This is a genomic window from Marinobacter sp. LV10MA510-1 (genome assembly GCF_002563885.1).
Taxonomy (GTDB): Bacteria; Pseudomonadota; Gammaproteobacteria; order Pseudomonadales; family Oleiphilaceae; genus Marinobacter.
On sequence record NZ_PDJA01000001.1, the window covers coordinates 66,182 to 85,074 of the forward strand.

19 protein-coding genes are annotated in these 18,893 nt (G+C 53.3%); 15 read left to right on the forward strand and 4 right to left on the reverse strand.

From position 1 onward, the window contains the following. The first annotated feature begins 10 nt into the window (after positions 1-10). From ATI45_RS00320 to ATI45_RS22120, 5 genes are all read left to right on the forward strand, one after another. Entirely contained in the window at positions 11-3,142 is a 3,132-nt protein-coding gene (locus ATI45_RS00320) for a DUF3427 domain-containing protein (protein WP_098421592.1), read from the forward strand. Next, complete coding sequence (locus ATI45_RS00325; protein WP_228735895.1) at positions 3,076-4,821, forward strand: methyltransferase domain-containing protein; 1,746 nt, start codon at positions 3,076-3,078, stop codon at positions 4,819-4,821. Before ATI45_RS00320 ends, ATI45_RS00325 begins: the two co-directional genes overlap by 67 nt. Positions 4,822-4,874: 53 nt before the next feature. After that, complete coding sequence (gene tenA / locus ATI45_RS00330; protein WP_098417787.1) at positions 4,875-5,543, forward strand: thiaminase II; 669 nt, start codon at positions 4,875-4,877, stop codon at positions 5,541-5,543. 214 nt (positions 5,544-5,757) lie between these two features. After that, on the forward strand, positions 5,758-6,465 hold the full coding sequence (locus ATI45_RS00335) for a zeta toxin family protein (protein WP_098417788.1): 708 nt from the start codon (positions 5,758-5,760) through the stop codon (positions 6,463-6,465). Positions 6,466-6,478: 13 nt separating this feature from the next. Next, positions 6,479-6,643 (forward strand): hypothetical protein, encoded by a 165-nt coding sequence (locus tag ATI45_RS22120; RefSeq protein ID WP_179888366.1) that lies wholly within the window; start codon positions 6,479-6,481, stop codon positions 6,641-6,643. Between the two features lie 299 nt (positions 6,644-6,942). Here the strand turns inward: ATI45_RS22120 and ATI45_RS00340 are convergent, their stop codons facing one another. Continuing rightward, a complete protein-coding gene (locus ATI45_RS00340; RefSeq protein WP_098417789.1) occupies positions 6,943-8,529 on the reverse strand; it encodes a DUF4139 domain-containing protein in 1,587 nt (528 codons plus the stop codon). A 203-nt stretch (positions 8,530-8,732) separates the two neighbouring features. Here ATI45_RS00340 and ATI45_RS00345 point away from each other — a divergent pair, with 203 nt between their 5' ends. The 3 genes from ATI45_RS00345 (at position 8,733) to ATI45_RS00355 (ending at position 10,229) form a co-directional block, all read left to right on the forward strand. After that, positions 8,733-8,972 carry a type II toxin-antitoxin system Phd/YefM family antitoxin gene (locus tag ATI45_RS00345; protein ID WP_098417790.1) on the forward strand — a complete coding sequence of 80 codons (240 nt, stop codon included), beginning with the start codon at positions 8,733-8,735 and terminating at the stop codon, positions 8,970-8,972. A gap of 1 nt (position 8,973) precedes the next feature. After that, the gene (locus tag ATI45_RS00350) at positions 8,974-9,360 is read left to right on the forward strand and encodes a type II toxin-antitoxin system VapC family toxin (protein WP_098417791.1); all 387 of its coding nucleotides are present in this window, start codon (positions 8,974-8,976) and stop codon (positions 9,358-9,360) included. A 146-nt stretch (positions 9,361-9,506) separates the two neighbouring features. After that, on the forward strand, positions 9,507-10,229 hold the full coding sequence (locus tag ATI45_RS00355; RefSeq protein ID WP_098417792.1) for a glutamine amidotransferase-related protein: 723 nt from the start codon (positions 9,507-9,509) through the stop codon (positions 10,227-10,229). Positions 10,230-10,352: 123 nt separating this feature from the next. On the opposite strand, the gene tnpA is transcribed toward ATI45_RS00355, so the two are convergent. Continuing rightward, positions 10,353-10,757 carry an IS200/IS605 family transposase gene (gene tnpA, locus ATI45_RS00360; protein ID WP_098417793.1) on the reverse strand — a complete coding sequence of 135 codons (405 nt, stop codon included), beginning with the start codon at positions 10,755-10,757 and terminating at the stop codon, positions 10,353-10,355. A gap of 59 nt (positions 10,758-10,816) precedes the next feature. Between tnpA and ATI45_RS00365 the strand changes: the two genes are divergently transcribed. The 4 genes from ATI45_RS00365 to ATI45_RS00375 all read left to right on the forward strand — a co-directional run bounded on the left by ATI45_RS00365 (position 10,817) and on the right by ATI45_RS00375 (position 14,567). Beyond that, positions 10,817-11,833: an IS200/IS605 family accessory protein TnpB-related protein gene (locus tag ATI45_RS00365; RefSeq protein WP_228735896.1), complete on the forward strand. Its 1,017-nt coding sequence runs from the start codon at positions 10,817-10,819 to the stop codon at positions 11,831-11,833. Between the two features lie 74 nt (positions 11,834-11,907). Beyond that, positions 11,908-12,123, forward strand: a complete 216-nt coding sequence (locus ATI45_RS22480; RefSeq protein WP_228735897.1) for a hypothetical protein — start codon at positions 11,908-11,910, stop codon at positions 12,121-12,123. A 45-nt stretch (positions 12,124-12,168) separates the two neighbouring features. Then, entirely contained in the window at positions 12,169-13,257 is a 1,089-nt protein-coding gene (locus tag ATI45_RS00370; protein WP_228736040.1) for a glutamine synthetase family protein, read from the forward strand. Next, on the forward strand, positions 13,257-14,567 hold the full coding sequence (locus tag ATI45_RS00375; protein WP_098417794.1) for an NAD(P)/FAD-dependent oxidoreductase: 1,311 nt from the start codon (positions 13,257-13,259) through the stop codon (positions 14,565-14,567). The genes ATI45_RS00370 and ATI45_RS00375 overlap by 1 nt, the downstream gene beginning before the upstream one ends. A 25-nt stretch (positions 14,568-14,592) precedes the next feature. Here ATI45_RS00375 and ATI45_RS00380 read toward each other — a convergent pair whose 3' ends face one another. Beyond that, positions 14,593-15,195 carry an iron-containing alcohol dehydrogenase gene (locus ATI45_RS00380; protein ID WP_228706148.1) on the reverse strand — a complete coding sequence of 201 codons (603 nt, stop codon included), beginning with the start codon at positions 15,193-15,195 and terminating at the stop codon, positions 14,593-14,595. Between the two features lie 260 nt (positions 15,196-15,455). Here ATI45_RS00380 and ATI45_RS00385 point away from each other — a divergent pair, with 260 nt between their 5' ends. After that, a complete protein-coding gene (locus ATI45_RS00385) occupies positions 15,456-17,474 on the forward strand; it encodes a hypothetical protein (protein ID WP_098417795.1) in 2,019 nt (672 codons plus the stop codon). A gap of 40 nt (positions 17,475-17,514) precedes the next feature. Beyond that, positions 17,515-17,880: a LysR substrate-binding domain-containing protein gene (locus ATI45_RS00390; RefSeq protein ID WP_267284046.1), complete on the forward strand. Its 366-nt coding sequence runs from the start codon at positions 17,515-17,517 to the stop codon at positions 17,878-17,880. 66 nt (positions 17,881-17,946) lie between these two features. Here the strand turns inward: ATI45_RS00390 and ATI45_RS00395 are convergent, their stop codons facing one another. Further along, the gene (locus ATI45_RS00395) at positions 17,947-18,135 is read right to left on the reverse strand and encodes a DUF2892 domain-containing protein (protein WP_098417796.1); all 189 of its coding nucleotides are present in this window, start codon (positions 18,133-18,135) and stop codon (positions 17,947-17,949) included. Between the two features lie 133 nt (positions 18,136-18,268). Here ATI45_RS00395 and ATI45_RS00400 point away from each other — a divergent pair, with 133 nt between their 5' ends. Further along, positions 18,269-18,877, forward strand: a complete 609-nt coding sequence (locus ATI45_RS00400) for a Crp/Fnr family transcriptional regulator (RefSeq protein WP_098417797.1) — start codon at positions 18,269-18,271, stop codon at positions 18,875-18,877. The last annotated feature ends 16 nt before the right edge of the window (positions 18,878-18,893 follow it).

The following is an 18,893-nucleotide window of genomic DNA, read 5'->3' on the forward strand; positions in this document are numbered from 1 at the left end:
AATGCAATTGATACAGCAAACCGGAATCTACGAGCAGCTAATCACAAAGCTCATCCAAAGCCGCTTGAATCGTGAAAAGTTCTACGTTGGAGAGCGACAGTTAAATAGCACAGAGGCCTCTGTGTGGCTGTCACGCTTTCTGTCTAATGTCCTTGAATTTGCCATTGACTCGGTACCCTCGGGCGATGACAGGTTGCAGGCGCAAATCGAGCTTTCCAACCAGTTATTGATGTGGCTAAAAGGGCAGATTCAGGACAATGGTTTTTTGGAAGAGAACCTCCTTGATAGCCAAGGGAAGATTCTGACCGCTCTGTATGAATTGGAAAACCCGGTTGCTTCGAACCTCAAGCAATACGTTGAAGATATTTTTCCTCTCACCGGGCTAACCCAGAGTGAACTGTTCTCGGGTAGCAACGCAGGCCTATCGCTGGAGTCCGAACTTAAGCGCGAGATACTGTCAGCAGACAGGATTTACTGGCTGGTATCATTTATTAAGTGGGCCGGGATTCGTATTTTCAGAAAAGAGCTGGAAGCATTCGCAGCCAGTGGCCGTGAGCTGAAAATCATCACCACCTCTTATATGGGAGCAACGGATGCAAAAGCCGTTGAGTATCTGGCCAGCCTGCCAAACACCGAAGTGAAGCTGAGCTACAACACCGAACGCGAAAGGTTACACGCCAAAAGCTACTTGTTCCTCCGGAGTACAGGCTTTCATACCGGTTACATTGGTTCATCAAACTTATCCCGTTCTGCGCTTACCAATGGCCTTGAGTGGAACCTGAAGATCACGTCTCAGGAAATTCCGCACATCATCAAAAAATCTCTCAGCACCTTCGAAACTTACTGGGCGTCGGACGAATTTGAGCGGTTTGATGGGCAGGCTGAGAGTGCCGAAAAGCTCAAGCGCGCACTGAAACAGCAAAAAGGATTGGGTGAATTCAGCGTATCCCATTTTTTCGAGATCACGCCGTTTCCACATCAGAAGGATATCTTGGAGCAGCTGTCTGTTGAAAGAGACGTACACCAGCGTTTTCGAAACCTCGTGGTGGCGGCCACAGGTACCGGAAAGACGCTGATCTCGGCGTTTGATTTCCAGCGATTTGTGAAAGCAAAACCGAATGCGAATTTTCTGTTTGTGGCCCACCGGGAAGAAATCCTGCGACAGGCCCGTGAAGCTTACCGGGGCGTATTGAGAAACAGCGCCTTCGGAGAGCTCTGGGTTGGCGGGCAGTTGCCCGATCATTACCGCCAGTTGTTCGTATCCATTCAAACTTTAAATAACCAGCTGGACCAGCTGAAACTGACTGAGGATTACTACGACTACATTGTGATCGATGAGGTACACCATATCGCCGCATCAAGCTACCGCGCGGTCCTGGAACACTTTACACCTTCGATACTTTTAGGGCTGACTGCGACACCCGAGCGGCATGACGGTGGCGATATTCTGTGCGATTTTGGGGGTGTCATAGCGGCTGAACTGCGGTTGCCGGAAGCGATCAACCGTCGCTATCTTTGCCCTTTTCAGTACTTTGGAATTGATGACGATACCGACCTTCGCACGATTCCATGGAGCCGGGGGCGCTACGATGTGGCGCAGCTCACCAACCTGTACACCCACAATCACAGTCGTGTGAACAAAATACTGCGCAGTTTGCGAGAAATCGTCACAGACATAAAAAGTATGAAAGCCTTGGCCTTCTGTGTGAGCCGTGACCACGCAAACTTCATGGTTCAGCAGTGCCTGCTGAATGGCATAAAGGCTGATGTGCTGACCAGCGACAACAGCCATGAGCGGCAGCAAAAGCAGCAAGCCATCCGTTCAGGGCAGATCAACGTGTTGTGTGTGGTCGATATCTTCAACGAAGGTATCGACATTCCGGAAGTGGACACCCTGTTATTTCTGCGCCCAACGGAAAGTTTGACCATTTTCTTGCAGCAGCTTGGCCGCGGTCTTCGCCTTTCTGAGGGCAAAGAGTGCTGTACGGTTCTGGATTTCGTGGGTAACTCCCGGCCTGAGTATGATTTTGCTAATAAATTCAGGGCGCTGGTGGGTAAGTCTGAGCGTTCGATCACTGAGGAATTGAAACAAGGTTTTCCTCATGCGCCATTGGGTTGTCGGATTGAGCTGACTAAGAAGACACAAGAAATGGTGCTAAGCAACATACGCCAAGCCACTCTGACCATGAAATGTTTGGTGTCTCTGATTCGCCAGTTCCCCCAGCACTCAACTCAGAGACTAACCCTGAAGAATTTTATAACGCACCATCCTCACATCGATCTGAATGAGCTGTACAAGCGCGGCAGCTGGTCCGAGCTGGTTAGCAAAGCCGAAGGCGGGGAGGTTGCTGATGACTTGCCGTTCAAACTGGCGAAAAAAGGGATCTATAGCCGAATTTTGACGTGCGACGATCATCAGTACCTGCTGTTCCTGAAAACGTTGTGTCGGGCTGGCTTTAGCTGGGACGAGGTCGATCGTCGTCGAGTGCTCATGTGCCATTATGATTTCTGGCAAAAAACTGGGCCAGACCTGGAGTTTGAGTCGCTGGTACAGAGCCTTGTTGAACTCGGTAAGTTGGGGCTAGATCGGGAGCTGGTTGACGTTCTCGATTGGAAATTGGCGCAGACGAAGCATGAGCAATCGGCCATGCCTGACTTGCCGGAAGTGCCACTGTGTTTACACGCACGCTATTCACGGGAGCAAATTCTGGTTGGGTTTGGTGCGACAACATTCGAGAAACAGCCGCCGTCCAGAGAGGGCGTTTTCGTGATTCAAGACCAGAATATCGAGCTTTTATTTGTCACATTAGATAAAAACGAAAAACAATTTTCCCCGACCACCATGTATCACGACTACGCCATCAATGAGCGGCTATTTCACTGGCAGTCACAAAACAGCGCGCGGCCAGACCGAGGGCGAGGGCGGGACTATATTCACCACAGCAACATCGACAAGCGGCTCTTTCTGTTTGTGAGAGAACAGGCGAAAGATGAATACGGTCGCACGATGGGTTTTGTGAATTACGGTGAGCTTGGTTACGTATCCCACACCGGCTCACAGCCCATGAGTATCACTTGGAAACTGCGCACGCCGATGCCAAACTTCATGTGGCAACAGGCGGCAAAGCTGGCGGTGGCATGACGTACGCGCCCTACAACTTGAATGCCAAAAAGTTCTTCAGCCAATACCAGTCCCTGATTTTTGAACAGGTCCACAGCGACTGGCTGCCCCAGCTGGATGCCAAAAGCGGCTTGGCCCTGGACGTCGGCGCCGGCAGCGGCCGAGATGCTGCGGCGCTATCAGATCGCGGTTGGGATGTGGTCGCGGTGGAGCCTGCGGCGGGTTTACGGGAGCTCGGCCAGAACGCGACTAAAGACAAAAGCGTTCAGTGGATTGACGACCAGTTGCCAGACCTTAATCAGGTTCGAAAACTGAGTTATCGCTTTAACCTGATTCTGATTTCTGCGGTTTGGATGCATATCCCGCCAACCGCTCGTGAACGAGCGTTTCGAATCCTGGCTGAGTTGTTAGCGCCGGGAGGAATGCTGGTGGTTACGCTTCGGCACGGCCCCGGCGATGGTGAGCGTGTTTTTTATGATGTTAGCCGGGAAGAACTGGAGGCATTTGCCAAGCATCGGGCGTTGATTCCGGTTGCGTTGCCAACCGGGCGCAATGATGATGAGCTGAAGCGCCCCGAGGTTTCTTGGGAAACATTTGCGTTTCGGTTGGCGGACGATGGCACCGGTGCGCTGCCAACGATTCGGCACATCATCGTTAATGACAATAAATTCTCGACTTATAAATTAGGACTGCTTCGTGCCCTTGTTCGAATCGCTGACGGTGCGCCGGGTTTGGCGCTTAACCGAAGCGATGACTGGGTGGAACTTCCGCTTGGTGCAGTCGGGCTGTTCTGGATTATGCTTTACCGCCCATTAATTCTAAAACATCACCTGAGGCAGGCGCCCGGTGCGGGTGGGTACGGATTTGCCAAGGAAGATTTCTTCAAACTGCAGGATTTCAGCCCTCTGGATTTCCGGGTAGGCATGCGGCTGTCAGCCGATGTCGCGCCGGTGGTGCTTCGTGCTATTCGCGACGCTTGCGCGAATATTCTCAAGAACCCTGCACATTTTACAACCTGGCCCGGCAGTAACCGCCCAATCTTTGAAGGTGGCCCGGCCAGAGTGACCATCAAAAACGAACCGGCGCGTCTGGACAAGGCAACGCTGTCGCAATTCGGTACTTTCCGCGTTCCCTCGTTTTTGTGGGACGCGTTCAGTCGCTATGCCTGTTGGATTGAGCCGGCGATTGTGAATGAATGGATCGGGTTGATGAGCGGCTGGGACGTGCGTTATTCCATGGATGTCTATCATCAGGGTTTGCAATGGGTTGAAGGCCGCCGCGATACGTCTACGGTTCGTCAGCTTGTTGAGCAGAAGCTCCAGACCGGAAAAGTCGAATGCATTTGGACTGCGAGGAATCTGAAGGATAAGCGGTTTGACGTGGACCACTGTTTCCCCTGGTCACGTTGGCAAAATAACGATCTGTGGAACTTGATGCCTTCAACTCATACCGCCAATGCGGCGAAGTCTGAAAAATTGCCTGCGGATTCGCTGCTGAAACAGTCACGCCCGAGGGTGCTGAACTGGTGGGATCAGGCGATACTTGGGTCGGTGCGTGAAGAGCAGTTCTTTTCAGAGGCGGAAGCGGCGCTTCCGCTACTTGGCCAACGCCGCACCGTCGAAGGTGTTTTCGAGGGAATGCTTCAGCAGCGTTTGAGGTTGAAAACGAATCTGCAGCTTGCGGAGTGGTTGGGGGTATGACTCAGGCCAGCGTGTACCCAAAAATCGGATGTCACTATTAACAAGGAAACAAAATGCCCTACCAATTTGAAGATCTAAAAAACAGCTGCCATGCCGAATGGCACGCTTACATCCAGCACAGCTTTGTGCAGCAGCTGGGCGATGCATCGCTTGCCCCAGAAGCCTTTCAGCATTACCTGAAGCAGGATTATCTGTTTCTGATTCAGTTCGCCCGTGCCTATGGCCTGGCGGTATACAAAAGCCCGACGTTGTCTGACCTGAAACAGGCCAAAGAAGGGTTGAAAGCGATTGTGGATATCGAGCTGGATTTGCACATTCGTTATTGCAAGGAGTGGGGTATTTCAGAGCAGGAGCTTGCCAACCTGCCGGAAGCCCGAGCAACCCTGGCGTACACGCGTTATGTGCTGGATACCGGCAACCGCGGTGACCTGTTGGATCTGCACGTGGCGCTTTCGCCCTGCATGGTGGGTTACGGTGAAATCGCCAACTGGCTGAACAGCCGGGCGGAAACCATTCGGGGCGACAGCAATCCGTATGATGCCTGGATTACCATGTACGAAAGCACCGAGTTTCAGGAAGCCATGCAGTCAGAGATACGCTGGTTGAACGACAGGTTGGCCGACGTTTCCCCCGCCAGGTTCGATCAACTGACTAGAATATTCAGTGACGCTACCCGCCTTGAAATCGACTTTTGGCAGATGGGGCTCACCCGGAGTGATTGATTCAAGGGTCAATAAATTCGTTGTTTTTCAACCAACGTTCAATCGCCTCGCGGCTTGCCGTTGATGGATCGACATAGCATAGCCGGTCAAGGCGACAGATTCAGTCGCCAGGGTGATGGTTTGCTGTTTTCCGGTTTATAAATCGGGCAGCTGTTTACCTTTGGGCACGCTAGCAGAATAACGATCTTTAATTACGTAGAAGAGTTAACCAAACATGAGCGATCAGCAGGTCACGGACACCGCTATTGCAATAGCGAAAAAAATTAAAAAAAAGATTGCGAGGAAAATAGTCGACCACCTTCCTCAGGAAGCCGCCGCGGTCTCTGTTTTTATGGCCGGCTCACCAGACGCAGGCAAGACAGAGACTGCCAGGCAGATGATAAAGATGTTTCGCGATAGTTCGGGTGTTGAGTTAGTTCATATTGAGAATGATGAGCTGAGGAAAGAGTTCGAAGAGTATACTGGTTTAAATTCACCTTTGTTCCAGACCCCCGCAACGCTCTTGGTTGAAGCAATTCATGACCGAGCTTTGCAGCGAGGTGTTAGTTTTGTTTTGGACTCGACCCTGTCGAGCTTTGATAAGGCAAAAAGTAATATAGAGCGTTCGTTGAAGCGTGACCGGAGTGTTTTTGTGATTTTTGTCTACCAAGAACCTGCTCAGGCGTGGCGTTTGGTGCAAGCAAGAGAGGCCGTTGAGGGAAGACGAGTTCCGAAAGAGGTTTTTGTCGAGCAGTTTATTGAGTCCCAGCGAGTTGTTAGCGATCTTAAAAAAGTTTTTAAAAATCAAATAGATATAACGTTCATAGAAAAAAACATTGACGGTCAGAATAATATGCCGTGCTTCGATGTGACTGATATTGACGCTCTGCTAGGTAAAAAGTACAATCGCGAAACTCTAGAGATGATAGTCGGTTTAAGATAAGAAGGAGAAAGAAATGGCAGCATCGAAACGCGAAAAAGTTCAATCAACGCCTTTTGCTGACTTTATGCGTCATGCGTCTTCTGAAGAAAAAAGTGATTTTTTCAGTAAAGTAGTAAAAGAAACTATTGAAGAGCAGCGGCAAATGATAGCAAAAGCCCAAAGCGTAGCCGTCAGCTAATTTTACCGGTTTCAATTCTTTGTTCACTACGGCGCAGAGCTATCAGCGAAGCCTTATGGTTTCACAATTAGTCTCGCAAACTGCTATAAACGCATTGAACACCTCAATAATTCACAGGAATAGTTTCGGCTTTCTGTTCTTTGAGTGCTGGATCTATTAGCACGTCCAACCACCCCTGTTGTTTGACTCAGTTTGATCATTTGCGCCGTTGCTTTGTTGGCGGGTAAACCGATGAGCGCCTGTATGCTAGTAAAGGCGACAGATTTAGTCGCCAGGGTGATGGTTTGCTATTTTCCGCTTTACAGATCGGGCAGCTGTTTGCCCTGTGGCACGCGCACTTCAAATCCGGATTGCACGCTGACTGTTTCGCCAGCCGGTACGGTGCGGTTCCACGCTAATACGCCTTTTTTGTCGTCGACGTTGCGTTCTACCGGTTCGCTTATTTGCAGCGGTTCTACGGTGAGGATGTCGATTTGCGACACCGGCATGCGGTCAAATATCCGCACGTTTACAGCCTCGTCGTGATGATTGGTGATTTCAAAGCGGTTTTGCCGGCGTTGTACCTGTTCGCTTTTCCAGATGCCTTCTTCGCCGGTGCGTTCAGTCTCGTTGATGACGGCAACCCGTATGGCTTCATCCACACCGAAGCCCAGGCGCAGTTCTTCGCCGTTGGTCATTTCAGGCAGGTAGGTACTGCCGACACTCTGGCCATCGCGGAACAGCTGCACGGGGCCGGCGGGTATGGGGGCATCGGCGGTGAATATCCCCGTGGCGTGCACATAGCCTGTTGGGTCATACGCCGGTGCTGTCCATACTGCCATTTCCACCGCTACTGTGTGCTCGGCTACGATAAGGCGCTGGCCATTGCCGCCGCTTGGAACGCTGACAGGCTGCGCCAAGCGGTAGCTCTGGGTAAAGGTGCTTTGGCGCTCTACGCTGGCGCCGAAGTCTGCCTGGGATTCGGCCGTGGCGCTGCTGTTAAGCATGAGGGCGGAAGATTTCATCTGGCGCTCCAGCAAATCAGGCTGTGCCGGGCTAACCACCCAGGAATCCAGAGCTGGCATGTTGGTTCCACGCCGGGCATTGGCGGTTGATAGTTGCAGTTCAACGTTGCTCCAGTCATCACCGGTGGTCTGCTGCACAACGGCGAGATGTTGTAGCGTTAGTTCACCGCTTTTTTGGTCGCTGCCTTCCTGACCCGCTACCCGGGAGTTCAGTTGGGCGTTGTATTCGCTGCGCCAGCGCGCTTCGTTGCTTTGGAATTCCAGTGTGATGGTCAAATCGCCACCGGCAGGGGCGCGGTAATGAATCTGTGCTGTTTTGCTGGCCCGGGCGTTTTGCTGCGCTTGTGACAGTTCCCGTTCCAGGCGATCTTTCAGGGCTATGTCGTCACGCATTTGGGTGCGTATGCCGCGAATTTCTGCCAGTGCTTCCAATGTTGTCTGCTTCAAGGCGGCAGCCATGTCGCTCAATTGGGTGGCCGACAGTTCGTGCGGGTTCTCGGCGGCTTTGGTCATCAGGGTGACTTGCTGGTTCCAGGCTTGAATCGCGTCTTCTTGCGCCTGAAGTTGTTCTTGCACTTGGGTCAGCTCGTTACGCAACCGCTGGGTTTGTTCTGAGATGTACCCGGCTTGCTCAATGCGGCCAATCTCAATCTGCTGGATTTGCGCACCGGCGACTCCGCCCAGTGATACGCGCACACTTTGGTCCTGCAGGCTGACGGGCAGGCGGTCAATAGCAATAACGCCATTTCCCTGTTTCACCGTTTGAGTTTCTTGCCAGGTCAGGTCGCCATGGGAGGGGTAGAGGGTGGCCTGGGTGATTTCTGCCATGGCGCTGATTGGTAAGGCTGCAATGGCTAAAGCCAGAAGATTTTTTTTGATCATAATTCTCAACTATTTAGAGTGTGTGTTATTCGCATTTTCAATTTCTACGTCTGCCAAAGAGGCACACATAGAATAGCTTGCAGCGTTCATCACGTGTGGTCATTACTTAAACTTATAATTACATGGACTTGAATGCGATAGAGGAAAAGTTTGCGCAGGAGAGATAAACTAAGGTGTAAGAACTAAGTTTAATAGGGTGGCCTATGGAATCTGTCAATATGCATGAAGCTAAAACCCGTTTGTCCCAGTTGGTGGCAAGGGCGCAGAAAGGTGAAGCGTTTATCATCGCAAAAGCGGGCAAGCCTGTTGCACGAGTAACCGCGATTGATGCGCCCGAGTTCGCGCAACAGAAGCGTGTGGGCTTTCTGAAGGGACAGCTTAACATTCCTGATGATTTTGATCGTATGGGGCAGGATTGTATTGCCGAGATGTTTGGGGGCTGATGTGAATCTATTGCTCGATACCCACATTTTATTGTGGGCGGCTTCGGATGCGATGCAGCTTTCGCCAGAGGCTAAAGAATTAATACTTGATCAGGAAAATACGCTGTACTTTAGCGCGGCCAGTTTGTGGGAAGTTGTTATAAAAAATGGCCTGGGCCGTGAGGATTTTAAGGTAGATCCACACCTCTTACGTCGTGGCTTGGTTGAAAATGGGTATCGTGAACTGCCTATCACATCTCAGCATACCCTTGCGGTTGGTCATCTCCCTGATATACATAAAGATCCGTTTGATCGCATTCTTGTGGCTCAAGCTCAAGCCGAGGGCTTCCTGTTGCTAACGGCTGATGAGTTGGTTATGCGTTATCCAGGCCCAATTCGTTGTGTTTAGGATTAGAGCCTTTTGAAAGCCAACACAGCTATTATAACCCACACCCATTATGTGCCTTGAGTACGCCTGCCTGGCCGGTCATTGGTTACAGCGGAAATTCCCGCGGTTCTGGTGATTAGCGGGCTCTGTGTTATTGGAGAACCCGGATGACCTTGAAAGTTGGCATTCTTGCCGCCGGTATTACGCCGGACAATCTGCTACCCGAATTCGGCTCTTACGCTGACATGTTCAAAGATCTGTTCAAACGGGCCGGCTATGAATTTGACTATGCAACGTTTGAGGTACGTGACGACGACTTTCCCGGCTCGGCCAGTGACTGCGATGCTTGGGTTATAACCGGCTCGAAGGCGAATGTTTATGAAGATCTGCCTTGGATGCGACGCCTGAAGTTGCTGATTCTGGACATTTACCAAGCCGACCGCCCCATGCTGGGTATCTGTTTTGGCCACCAGATTATTGCTGAGGCCTTCGGTGGCTCTGTGGATAAGTACTCTGAAGGTTGGGGCGCTGGCCTGCACCATTACGAGTTGCTTCCCGGGGTAAGCGCCGTGAAGCCGAATAGCAACGAATTTACCCTCAGTGCGATGCACCAGGACCAAGTGGTGGTGAAGCCCGATCAAGCCAATGTTCTGGCGTTTTCTGCGTTTTGTCCCTACGCGGCTCTGCAATACGACAATCGCATTTTAACCTTTCAGGCACACCCCGAATTCGATGTGACGTTTGAAACACGGCTTGTTCGTCATCTTCGAGGTCAGTCTTTGCCGGAAGGTGACGCTGACCAGGCGCTGGATGAGCTGGTTGGGCCTTCCGCAGCCACGGACTCCCTGGCGATTGCAGACTGGATGGCGCGCTTCGTGATACGAAATTAGGAAAAGTTTTTATAGGTATCTGGCAATGCAGGCAGGTTCCGGCCGCCTGCAAGATGGCGCCCTTTAATGAACTGCGCGGAATTCCAATTCAAAATCTCTGATTTAGTGTTGGATGGATAGCGCCTATTTTGGTCGGTCTTGGTTTTCGATGTACGCACGAAGAACGCTGATCGGTGCGCCACCCACCGACAATAAACAGTACGATCGGCTCCAAAGCGCGTTTGTGCCCCAGTAGTACTGCTTGAGTTGCGCCCCATACTCTTTCTTAATCATCCGGCTGCTGACGGTTTTCAGCGTGTTGATCAGCTTTGCCGGCGTGATCATCGGGTGAAGCGTGATGAGCGCGTGAATATGATCCGTCTCGCCATTGAGCTCGTCCAGACCGCAATCATCGGCGCTTAACAGTCGGATAAACTCATCTTCAAGCCAGAGCAGCATCTCGTCATTCAGGCATTTGTGTCGGTATTTGGTCACCAGGACCAAATGATATTGGAGTTTGTAGATGCAGGAATTATGGCTTCTTTTCATACTAAAATACCACTGTATAAACATTGACACCAATTTTGGCTGGCTGTAATATTATCCGCATGAGCAAAGAGAAATCAACGCATATCCGTACCCAACAGATTGTCATTCGGAAGCCGCATGAGGCGTTTCGTGGGGCCGGCGTTTGTACTCAGATTGTTCGCAGAATCAAAAACGCCACCTCCTATTTGATGCAGCACCACCCTGAAGGCAAAGATCAAACGCTGTCGCACCGCGACGCTGATAAATGGCTCAAGAAAAACAACCGAGAGCTGTACGCCAAGCTCCCCCCGGTCAAAACACAGTTTCGTTTTTCGCAGAACTGGAACGCTTTGGTGGGCGACACCGTTGCTCTTGAAGTGCGCATCGTACCCAAAGGCAACTGCTTTATAATCGAACTCATCTACGACGAATCAAAAATCGTGGAGGCGGGCCGTTTCTGCCGTCTTCTCGACAAATCCCGCAAGGCCGGGATCGATTTAGGCATCAACAACCTCATCGCACTCGCAACGGATCAGCCGGGCGTTCGCGCTGTGACCAACAAGCGTCATCGCCGGATGAAAGACTTGCTGCACAGAGCGTCCAGCAAGGTTGCCTCTTATTGCCTGGAAAACAATATCGGCACGCTGGTTATTGGCTACAACGTGAATTGGAAACAAGAGATCAATATCGGGAAAGTGAACAACCAGAAATTTGTCGATATTCCGCATTCCATTTTGATCGCTCAAATCCAATACAAGTGCCAAAACCTGGGTATTGCCACCGTTATTCAGGAAGAGTCATATACTTCTAAGGCGTCCGCCTTGGATAATGACGTCCTACCTGTTTATGGGGAAAAACCCAAAAATGTCGTACCTTTGTTCAGCGGAAAGCGAATTCGGAGAGGGCTGTATCAAAGCAAGCACGGGATTATAAACGCCGACATCAACGGCGCTCTAAATATCCTCAGAAAAGCAACGGGTGACGCCTTTGGGCTAGCCTGTAAGGGGTGTGTGTTCAACCCCATAATGATGGAGCTTATGCCATATAAGTCCGTCGTTATTAGACGGGAAAATGCTACGCAGCCGATGGCCGCGTAGTAGGTTTACCCAGACACCAACTCAAAATCTTCGATTTAGTGTTGGTAGTTCACAACGGTATTGAAAGGTGACGCATGTCTGACAATAAGGCCGAAATTTGGCTGGCACAGCATCCTGAGATTGATTCCATTTTTGCCTGCGTTTGCGATTTGAACGGCACCATGCGTGGCAAGCGTGTTCCAGTTGATCAGTTGTCCAAGGTAATAGAGGGCGGGCTACGGATGCCATTGTCGATTGTCGGCATGGATATCTGGGGCGAAGATGTCGAAAACAGTGAGCTGGTTTTCTAGACGGGCGATTCCGATGGCTTGTGCGATTTTACTGGCCGTCAATTGATGCCGATCACCTGGACCAGTCGCCCGACGGCGCTGGCGATGCTGTGGATGCGGCAAGAAGACGGTGAACCGTTTCCGGGCGATCCGCGCAGGGCTCTGGCGCGCGTTGCCGAGCAATACAAGGAGCGCGGACTGACGCCTGTGGTGGCGACCGAGCTGGAATTCTATCTGGTCGATCCCTCGCAAGATTATCCGCAGGCGCCGCGATCTCCGGTCACCGGCAAACGTCTGGAATCCGACGGCGCGATGTCGCTGGACGAATTGCAGCACTTCGATGAATTTCTGAACGACGTTTACGATGCCTGCGAATTGCAGGGCATTCCTGCAGATGCTGCGATTTCGGAAAACGGGGCGGGTCAGTTTGAGATCAACATGCGCCACGTTGCCGACCCTTTGCGCGCTGCCGACGATGCCGTGCTGTTCAAGCGGCTCGTGCGCGGCATTGCCCGCAAGCACGAGCTTGCGGCTACCTTCATGGCGAAACCTTACGGCGACCTGTCTGGCAGCGGTTTTCACACGCATTTCTCATTGATTGATGAAAACGGGACGAACGTGTTCGACAACGGCGGCGACGAGGGCACACCGCTGTTGCTGAACGCGGTGGCCGGATTGTTGGCCACGATGCAGCAAAACACGCTGACGTTTGCGCCCCACGAAAATTCATACCGCCGCTTGCTGCCCGGCGCCCACGCGCCGACAAGCGTCTCTTGGGGCTATGAAAACCGCACCGCGGCCATCCGCATTCCCGGCGGTGATTCAAAAGCACGGCGTATAGAGCATCGCGTCGCTGGCGCCGATGCCAACCCCTACCTTGTGCTGGCCAGCATTTTGGGTGGGGCTCTGCTCGGCATCGAGAACGAGATGCAGCCGGCGGCACCCATCACCGGAAACGCGTATTCGATGAATCTGGACAATCTGCCGCTGGACTGGGCAACCGCCATCGACGCCTTTCGCAAGGGTGCCGATGTGCCGACCATCTTCTCCAAACGGCTGCAAACCATGTTGGTCGAATGCAAGATGCAGGAATTGCGTAAATTTGCCCGTTACGTGACCAAGTTTGAATATGACAGCTACCTGGAGATTGTGTGATGAACTCCCAGAATCACTCTTACGCCGGTGACGGCAGCCACACCCCAAGTTACTACGCCGCCTCGGCTAATGCCGCGCCGGAACGGCCGGAACTGGCCGGCGATCATCAAATAGACGTCTGCGTCGTCGGCGCCGGATACAGCGGGCTCTCGACGGGGCTTTACCTGGCAGAAAAAGGCTACAAGGTTGCCATCATTGAGGGCGCGCGGGTTGGATGGGGCGCCTCGGGACGCAATGGCGGGCAGATCGTTAACGGGCTGAACGCCAGTCTGCAAACGATCAAGAAGCGCTATGGGCAAGACACGGCCACATTCGTCGCCGGTCTTGTGCAGGAAGGTGGCGAAATTATCCGCGAACGAATCAGCACCTACGACATCCAATGCGATTTGAAAGAAAAGAACATCTTTACCGGTTTGACCAGCGCTCATATGGGCGAGCTGGAAGAACGGATGAAGCTTTGGGCCAGCTACGGCCTCAAAAATCAGGAGATGCTGGACAAGAACCAACTGCGCGAGCACGTGAATTCTGACCTCTACGCAGGCGGGCTGATCGACCATTCCGGCGGCCATATGCACCCGTTGAATCTGGCCCTGGGCGAGGCAGCGGCGTTTGAGCAGAACGGTGGAACGATCTATGAGATGTCGCCGGTGATCGACGTTGATCACGGGGCGGCTCAGCCAGTGGTTAGAACGGCCAAAGGCACCATGACCTGCAAGACGCTGGTTCTGTGCGGTAATGCTTATTTGGGCCACGTGGTGCCAACGCTCACTTCACGAGTGATGCCGGTGTCAACGCAGGTGATGGCGACCGAGCCTTTGGGCGAGGCCCGTGCGCGGGAGTTGATACCGACGGATGCCTGCGTCGAGGATATCCGCTATATCCTCGATTACTATCGCCTGTCTGGCGACAATCGCCTGCTGTTTGGCGGCGGCACGGTATATGGTGGCGCAGATCCCAGTGACATCAAAGCCAAGTTGCAGCGCAACATGGACAAGGTGTTCCCGCAGCTTAAAGGGGTCAGGATCGACTATGCTTGGAGCGGTAATTTCGCCCTCTCGTTCAGCCGCGTCCCCCAGATGGGCCGCATCGGCGGGAACACCTATTTCGCCCACGGCTACAGCGGCCATGGCGTTACCGGGTCGCACACCTTCGGGCGCATCCTGGCCGAGGCAATCCACGGCGACCTGACTCGGTTCGACGTGTTTGCCAAGGTACCCTGGTATCCGTTCCCTGGTGGGCGCATGTTCCGCGTTCCCTATTCGGTGATAGGTTCCTGGTGGTACGGGGTGCGCGACAAAATCGGTATCTGATCAAAAACCCGAAGGTTTTTGCAGTTTAACGCAGTGACCGCTGCAATACGCGGCGGCACATGTCGGGTGTTACGTCGCCGTTTTCACCCAATTTGTTCATGCCGTTTTTCTTCAGGCTGTCGATGAGTTCTTCAATGTGTTCTTCGCCCAGCTGGTAATCAACCAGGTGGGTTTTTACGCCCATGGATTCGAAGAACGTCTGGGTTTTGTCGATAGCGGCGTCGGCTTTTTGTTCCGCGCTGCCCTCAGTAATGTTCCAGACCCGTTCGGCGTATTGCACCAGTTTGTCCTGCTTCGCGGCTTTGCGTTCCCGCAGCATGGATGGCAGCACAATGGCCAGGGTTTGTGCGTGGTCCAGGTTATGCAGGGCGGTGAGCTCGTGGCCCAACATCTTGCGAGTAACCACCGCGCCCTGGTTCATTTCCGAACCGGTGGCTGGCAGGGTCAGTACCGCGCCAAACGGCAAGGCTTTATCTACGTTGTTGCCGCCTTGCAGCAAAATGTCCCACTCATCGCCTTCAAACAGCGCGGCAGCTGCAACAAATTTTGCGCCGTCGATAACCGACCCGCCACCTACCGCAAGCAGAAAATCAATCTTTTCATCGCGCACTTGGGTAACCGCACGCATCCGCGTAGGGTCATAAAGACTGTGCTGGTCACGCTGGACCTTGCAAAGTATTTCAGCTTTTGTAACCTGCTCACGGGTTTAATGTTCACTAGGGCCCTATACTGTTGTTTGATTCAAAAACCACGGAGGAATCAACGACCACACTCTTCCGAATGAAGTGGTGGATGCAAAAGGTTATGCCGGCTGCTTTGGTGTTTACCTCCCATCGACCGTTTCACGATGCATCACCGGGCCGGTAGCACGGCCCTGAGGAACTGGCTTTGAACGATTATCAATTGGACAGTACGGTTGTGGCTGTGAGTCTCGACAGACTGGTTGCCAAGCTGGACGATGCCATTCGGGCGCTGGAACAAAGCGAATCTCTGGCAAAGTTTGGCAAATTACCCAGGGTATTTGGTAGCGCCCGCCGGGTGCTGCTTCAGCCTGGTGGCTGTGAGGCCGTTGAGGCGCGGATTCAACGCCTGGAGCAGGCGGGGATTTTTAACGGCACGGATTGGGCCGAACCCGGTCTTTTGGTGCCGGCCCTGACCACTTATTCGCTGCAAAGCAAAAACGCCGATACGGTTGTGATTGAGGCGCTCAGTGAATTGCGATTGCTGGCGGTGGTGCGCGAATTCTATTTACACCCGTCGGTGTCTGCTGATCAGGCCAGGCATTATCTGATTCAGGTGTTGGCGATTAACCTTGGTCTGCTGTTCGGTATGACCGGCGAAGCGGAACGCGAGCAGGGCGAGCTGTCGTTAATCAGCGAAGCCGTGGTGCAGTATGTGGCCCAGAATATCGGCTACGAGCATGTGATTGAAAATCTGATTGAGGAAATCTGGCGCATTTTGCAGCAGCGGCCCATTCGCGTGTCGGGCATTCGCAAGATGATCACCCAGATCGCCATTTGTCGTGCAGACCCCAATGTGGATTTAGGCGCAGCCGGCGGCGGCGCTGAACGTTTGATTAGTAGCCTGTATGGCCCCACGCGGGCGTGCAGTGAAGACCCTGGAATCGTGGTTTACGAACAGCGCCTGCAGGCGATGGACGCGCAAAATCTGCAAAATGAAGCCACCGGCTTTGCCCGCTCGATGCACGATACGGGTCTTGTGTCGCCGTATCACGCCAGCTTTGTACGCTTTATTATGGATGAAGGTCAGGATGCGCTTCTGAGCGCGGCTTTGGGGCTTTCCAGTACCGGCCGAGACTGTTTGTTGTGTTACCGGGAATTGGTGCACACGCTGATTACCGAAGGCATCTTCGCTGAGACCGCCCAAGGCCTTTACGGCATGGCGTTGCTACTGGAGCGTGGAATTCTTTACCAGCCGCCGGTTGCGCCTGCGCTCTGGCGACAGGCCAAGCTATCGCTAAGTCCCGAGGCCCGTGAACGCCTGCAGCTGGCCTATGGCTATCAGCCCCAGGCCAATGCCTGGTTAATTCAGGGTGTGTTGAACATGCTGGGTCAGCCTTTGGGCGTGGGCCAGGGTAACAATCCGACTTGCCAGTCGGCGCGGGCATTGTCTATGTGGGCCTATAACGACCCGGATTATCTATTGCAGATGGTGACCTGGGCCGCGCGGGACAATGAAATCGTTATGCACTTTGAAGGTGTGCCGGTGTCGTCGGCTCACAGTGCCGCCGGTTTGGCCGCCGAGGTAACCCTTGATCTGGACCCGGTGTCGCTGGTGGTGGTGCCCCATCTGGATCGCATTTACGTGGAAATGGGGCGCTTATGTATTGGCCGCGAGGGCGACCCTCATCGCTGGGTGAATCCTGAGTTCCACGGCTGGTCTGCTGGCCGGGGCTTTGCCATTAACGTGGATGTAGCCACCGGAAATCTGGACAATCTGGACGAGTTTTTGCGACATTTTTACGCCAGTTATCACCCCTATTACAACGGCAATCAGCCGTTGATTCACCCCCAGCCAGCAGGCATAGCGGTAACCGACAGAGCCGGGCGATTTATTGGCTGGCACGCAATTACGATTCTGCGGGTAGCGCTGGACCCGGAAGGAAAAATGCGGGCGTACTTCTATAACCCGAATAACGACAGCGGGCAAGACTGGGGCGACGGCGTGCTGGTGAGTACATCCGGCCGTGGTGAGCGTTTTGGTGAGGGTTCATTGCCGTTCGAAGAGTTTGCATCGCGGCTGTATATTTTTCATTTCGATCCCCTGGAGCGGGGCGAACTGGCGGATGTAGACCAGGAAGAACTGCAGCGGGTAGTCGAGCGGATTTATCGTAGTTGGGGCGCGAGCCGTTTACCGGCGGCGCTGCAGGCCGAACCACCAGTTTAATATCAGCCTGCACGACGAAAACGCCCATTATGTGTGCCAGATGGTGGCTAGCGGCGAGGTGGACTTGGGTATTACCAGTTTGTGGCAAAACAGCGAAGAGCTGCACTACAGCCATTTGTTCGAGGACAAAATTGGCGTGGTGTGTCGCCGTGACCACGCCCGGGCCCAGTACAAAACCTTGGACTGGCAGCGCCTGCGCGGCGAAAAGCTGATTGGCAATGGTACCTCGCGGTTATTGATGAACACCGCGGCGGCCGAGTTGGTGGAGAACAGCGCCTTCTATATATCCAATATGATTTCTTTGCTGGCGATGCTTGAAGCCGGAGCCGGCGTAACCACCCTGGCGCCGGCGGCCCAGGCGATGGAGGCGTTTGTGCTGGAGCAGCTGCGGGCAGATGTGGTGTAGCGGGTAGGTAGGGGACAGATTTAAAATCCGTCCCCGGTTGTTCCATAGCTGTTTTACGCCTGGTGTTTAAGGCGTTTTGCAGGTTTTAATGCCTAGCAGTGAGTAGGCAGGGCAGTTACCGATCAACGCGGTGGCCAGCGGCACAATACCAATCCAGCCCCAAGGCGTTTGCGGGCCGACAAACACCAGCGCGAGCAGTACAATGCCGATGATTGCACGGATGATTCGATCTGCAGATCCCATATTAACGGTCATAGTCTGATCTCCTGTATTGAAATAGTGCGACCATGTGAATTTTAGACCTGCCGCCCTTGTAAGTCAGTGATAATGTCACAGTGGATGCGCCGGCCCGGCGTTGTGGTGAACGCCCAAAACCCAGGAAGGATTTATGTCGCAACACAGTATTCTGCACACTTTGGCGCCCCAGCTACGGAAACAGTTTGCAGAGCAGACCCAGGTGATGACATTCCCGTCCGGCCAGATTCTGTTCAATCCCGGCGAACGCTGCCAGGGCTTGCCACTGGTGCTCAGTGGTGTGGTGAAAGTGCAGATGACCGGCGCTTCCGGCAACAGCATTGTGCTTTACCGCATGGGCGCGAACGATATCTGCACCCTGTCTATCGGCTGCCTGATGACCGGTTTTGGCTACCGTGCAGAAGCCAATGTGGAAGACGAAGCCGAGGTGATCATGGTGCCGCGGCCTTTGTTCGACCTTTTGATGGACCAGTCTGACGGCTTTCGCCAGGGTATCATGGAGTCTTACGGCCGCCGCCTGGACGACCTGATGCTATTAGTGGAAGAGGTGGCCTTTCGCCGCATGGACGAACGCCTCGAAGAGTGGCTGCAGGCTCGGGCCGAGCGCAGCCCGCTGTTGATTACCCATCAGGACCTGGCCATTGAGCTGGGTACCGCGCGGGAGGTGGTTAGTCGCCTGTTGAAAGAACTGGAGCGCAAGAATCGGGTGCGCCTGGCGCGGGGCCGCATAGATATATTGTGAAAAAAATACGGGGGAA

Bases quoted from the DNA above. Each gene is read 5' to 3' on its own strand.
- ATI45_RS00390 (WP_267284046.1), top strand. From the start codon at position 17,515: ATGGTGGCTAGCGGCGAGGTGGACTTGGGTATTACCAGTTTGTGGCAA.
- ATI45_RS00370 (WP_228736040.1), top strand. From the start codon at position 12,169: ATGCCGATCACCTGGACCAGTCGCCCGACGGCGCTGGCGATGCTGTGG.
- ATI45_RS00335 (WP_098417788.1), top strand. From the start codon at position 5,758: ATGAGCGATCAGCAGGTCACGGACACCGCTATTGCAATAGCGAAAAAA.
- ATI45_RS00345 (WP_098417790.1), top strand. From the start codon at position 8,733: ATGGAATCTGTCAATATGCATGAAGCTAAAACCCGTTTGTCCCAGTTG.
- ATI45_RS22120 (WP_179888366.1), top strand. From the start codon at position 6,479: ATGGCAGCATCGAAACGCGAAAAAGTTCAATCAACGCCTTTTGCTGAC.
- ATI45_RS00375 (WP_098417794.1), top strand. From the start codon at position 13,257: ATGAACTCCCAGAATCACTCTTACGCCGGTGACGGCAGCCACACCCCA.
- ATI45_RS00380 (WP_228706148.1), bottom strand. From the start codon at position 15,195: ATGCGTGCGGTTACCCAAGTGCGCGATGAAAAGATTGATTTTCTGCTT.
- ATI45_RS00340 (WP_098417789.1), bottom strand. From the start codon at position 8,529: ATGATCAAAAAAAATCTTCTGGCTTTAGCCATTGCAGCCTTACCAATC.
- tnpA (WP_098417793.1), bottom strand. From the start codon at position 10,757: ATGAAAAGAAGCCATAATTCCTGCATCTACAAACTCCAATATCATTTG.
- ATI45_RS00395 (WP_098417796.1), bottom strand. From the start codon at position 18,135: ATGACCGTTAATATGGGATCTGCAGATCGAATCATCCGTGCAATCATC.
- ATI45_RS00400 (WP_098417797.1), top strand. From the start codon at position 18,269: ATGTCGCAACACAGTATTCTGCACACTTTGGCGCCCCAGCTACGGAAA.
- ATI45_RS00365 (WP_228735896.1), top strand. From the start codon at position 10,817: ATGAGCAAAGAGAAATCAACGCATATCCGTACCCAACAGATTGTCATT.
- tenA (WP_098417787.1), top strand. From the start codon at position 4,875: ATGCCCTACCAATTTGAAGATCTAAAAAACAGCTGCCATGCCGAATGG.
- ATI45_RS22480 (WP_228735897.1), top strand. From the start codon at position 11,908: ATGTCTGACAATAAGGCCGAAATTTGGCTGGCACAGCATCCTGAGATT.
- ATI45_RS00355 (WP_098417792.1), top strand. From the start codon at position 9,507: ATGACCTTGAAAGTTGGCATTCTTGCCGCCGGTATTACGCCGGACAAT.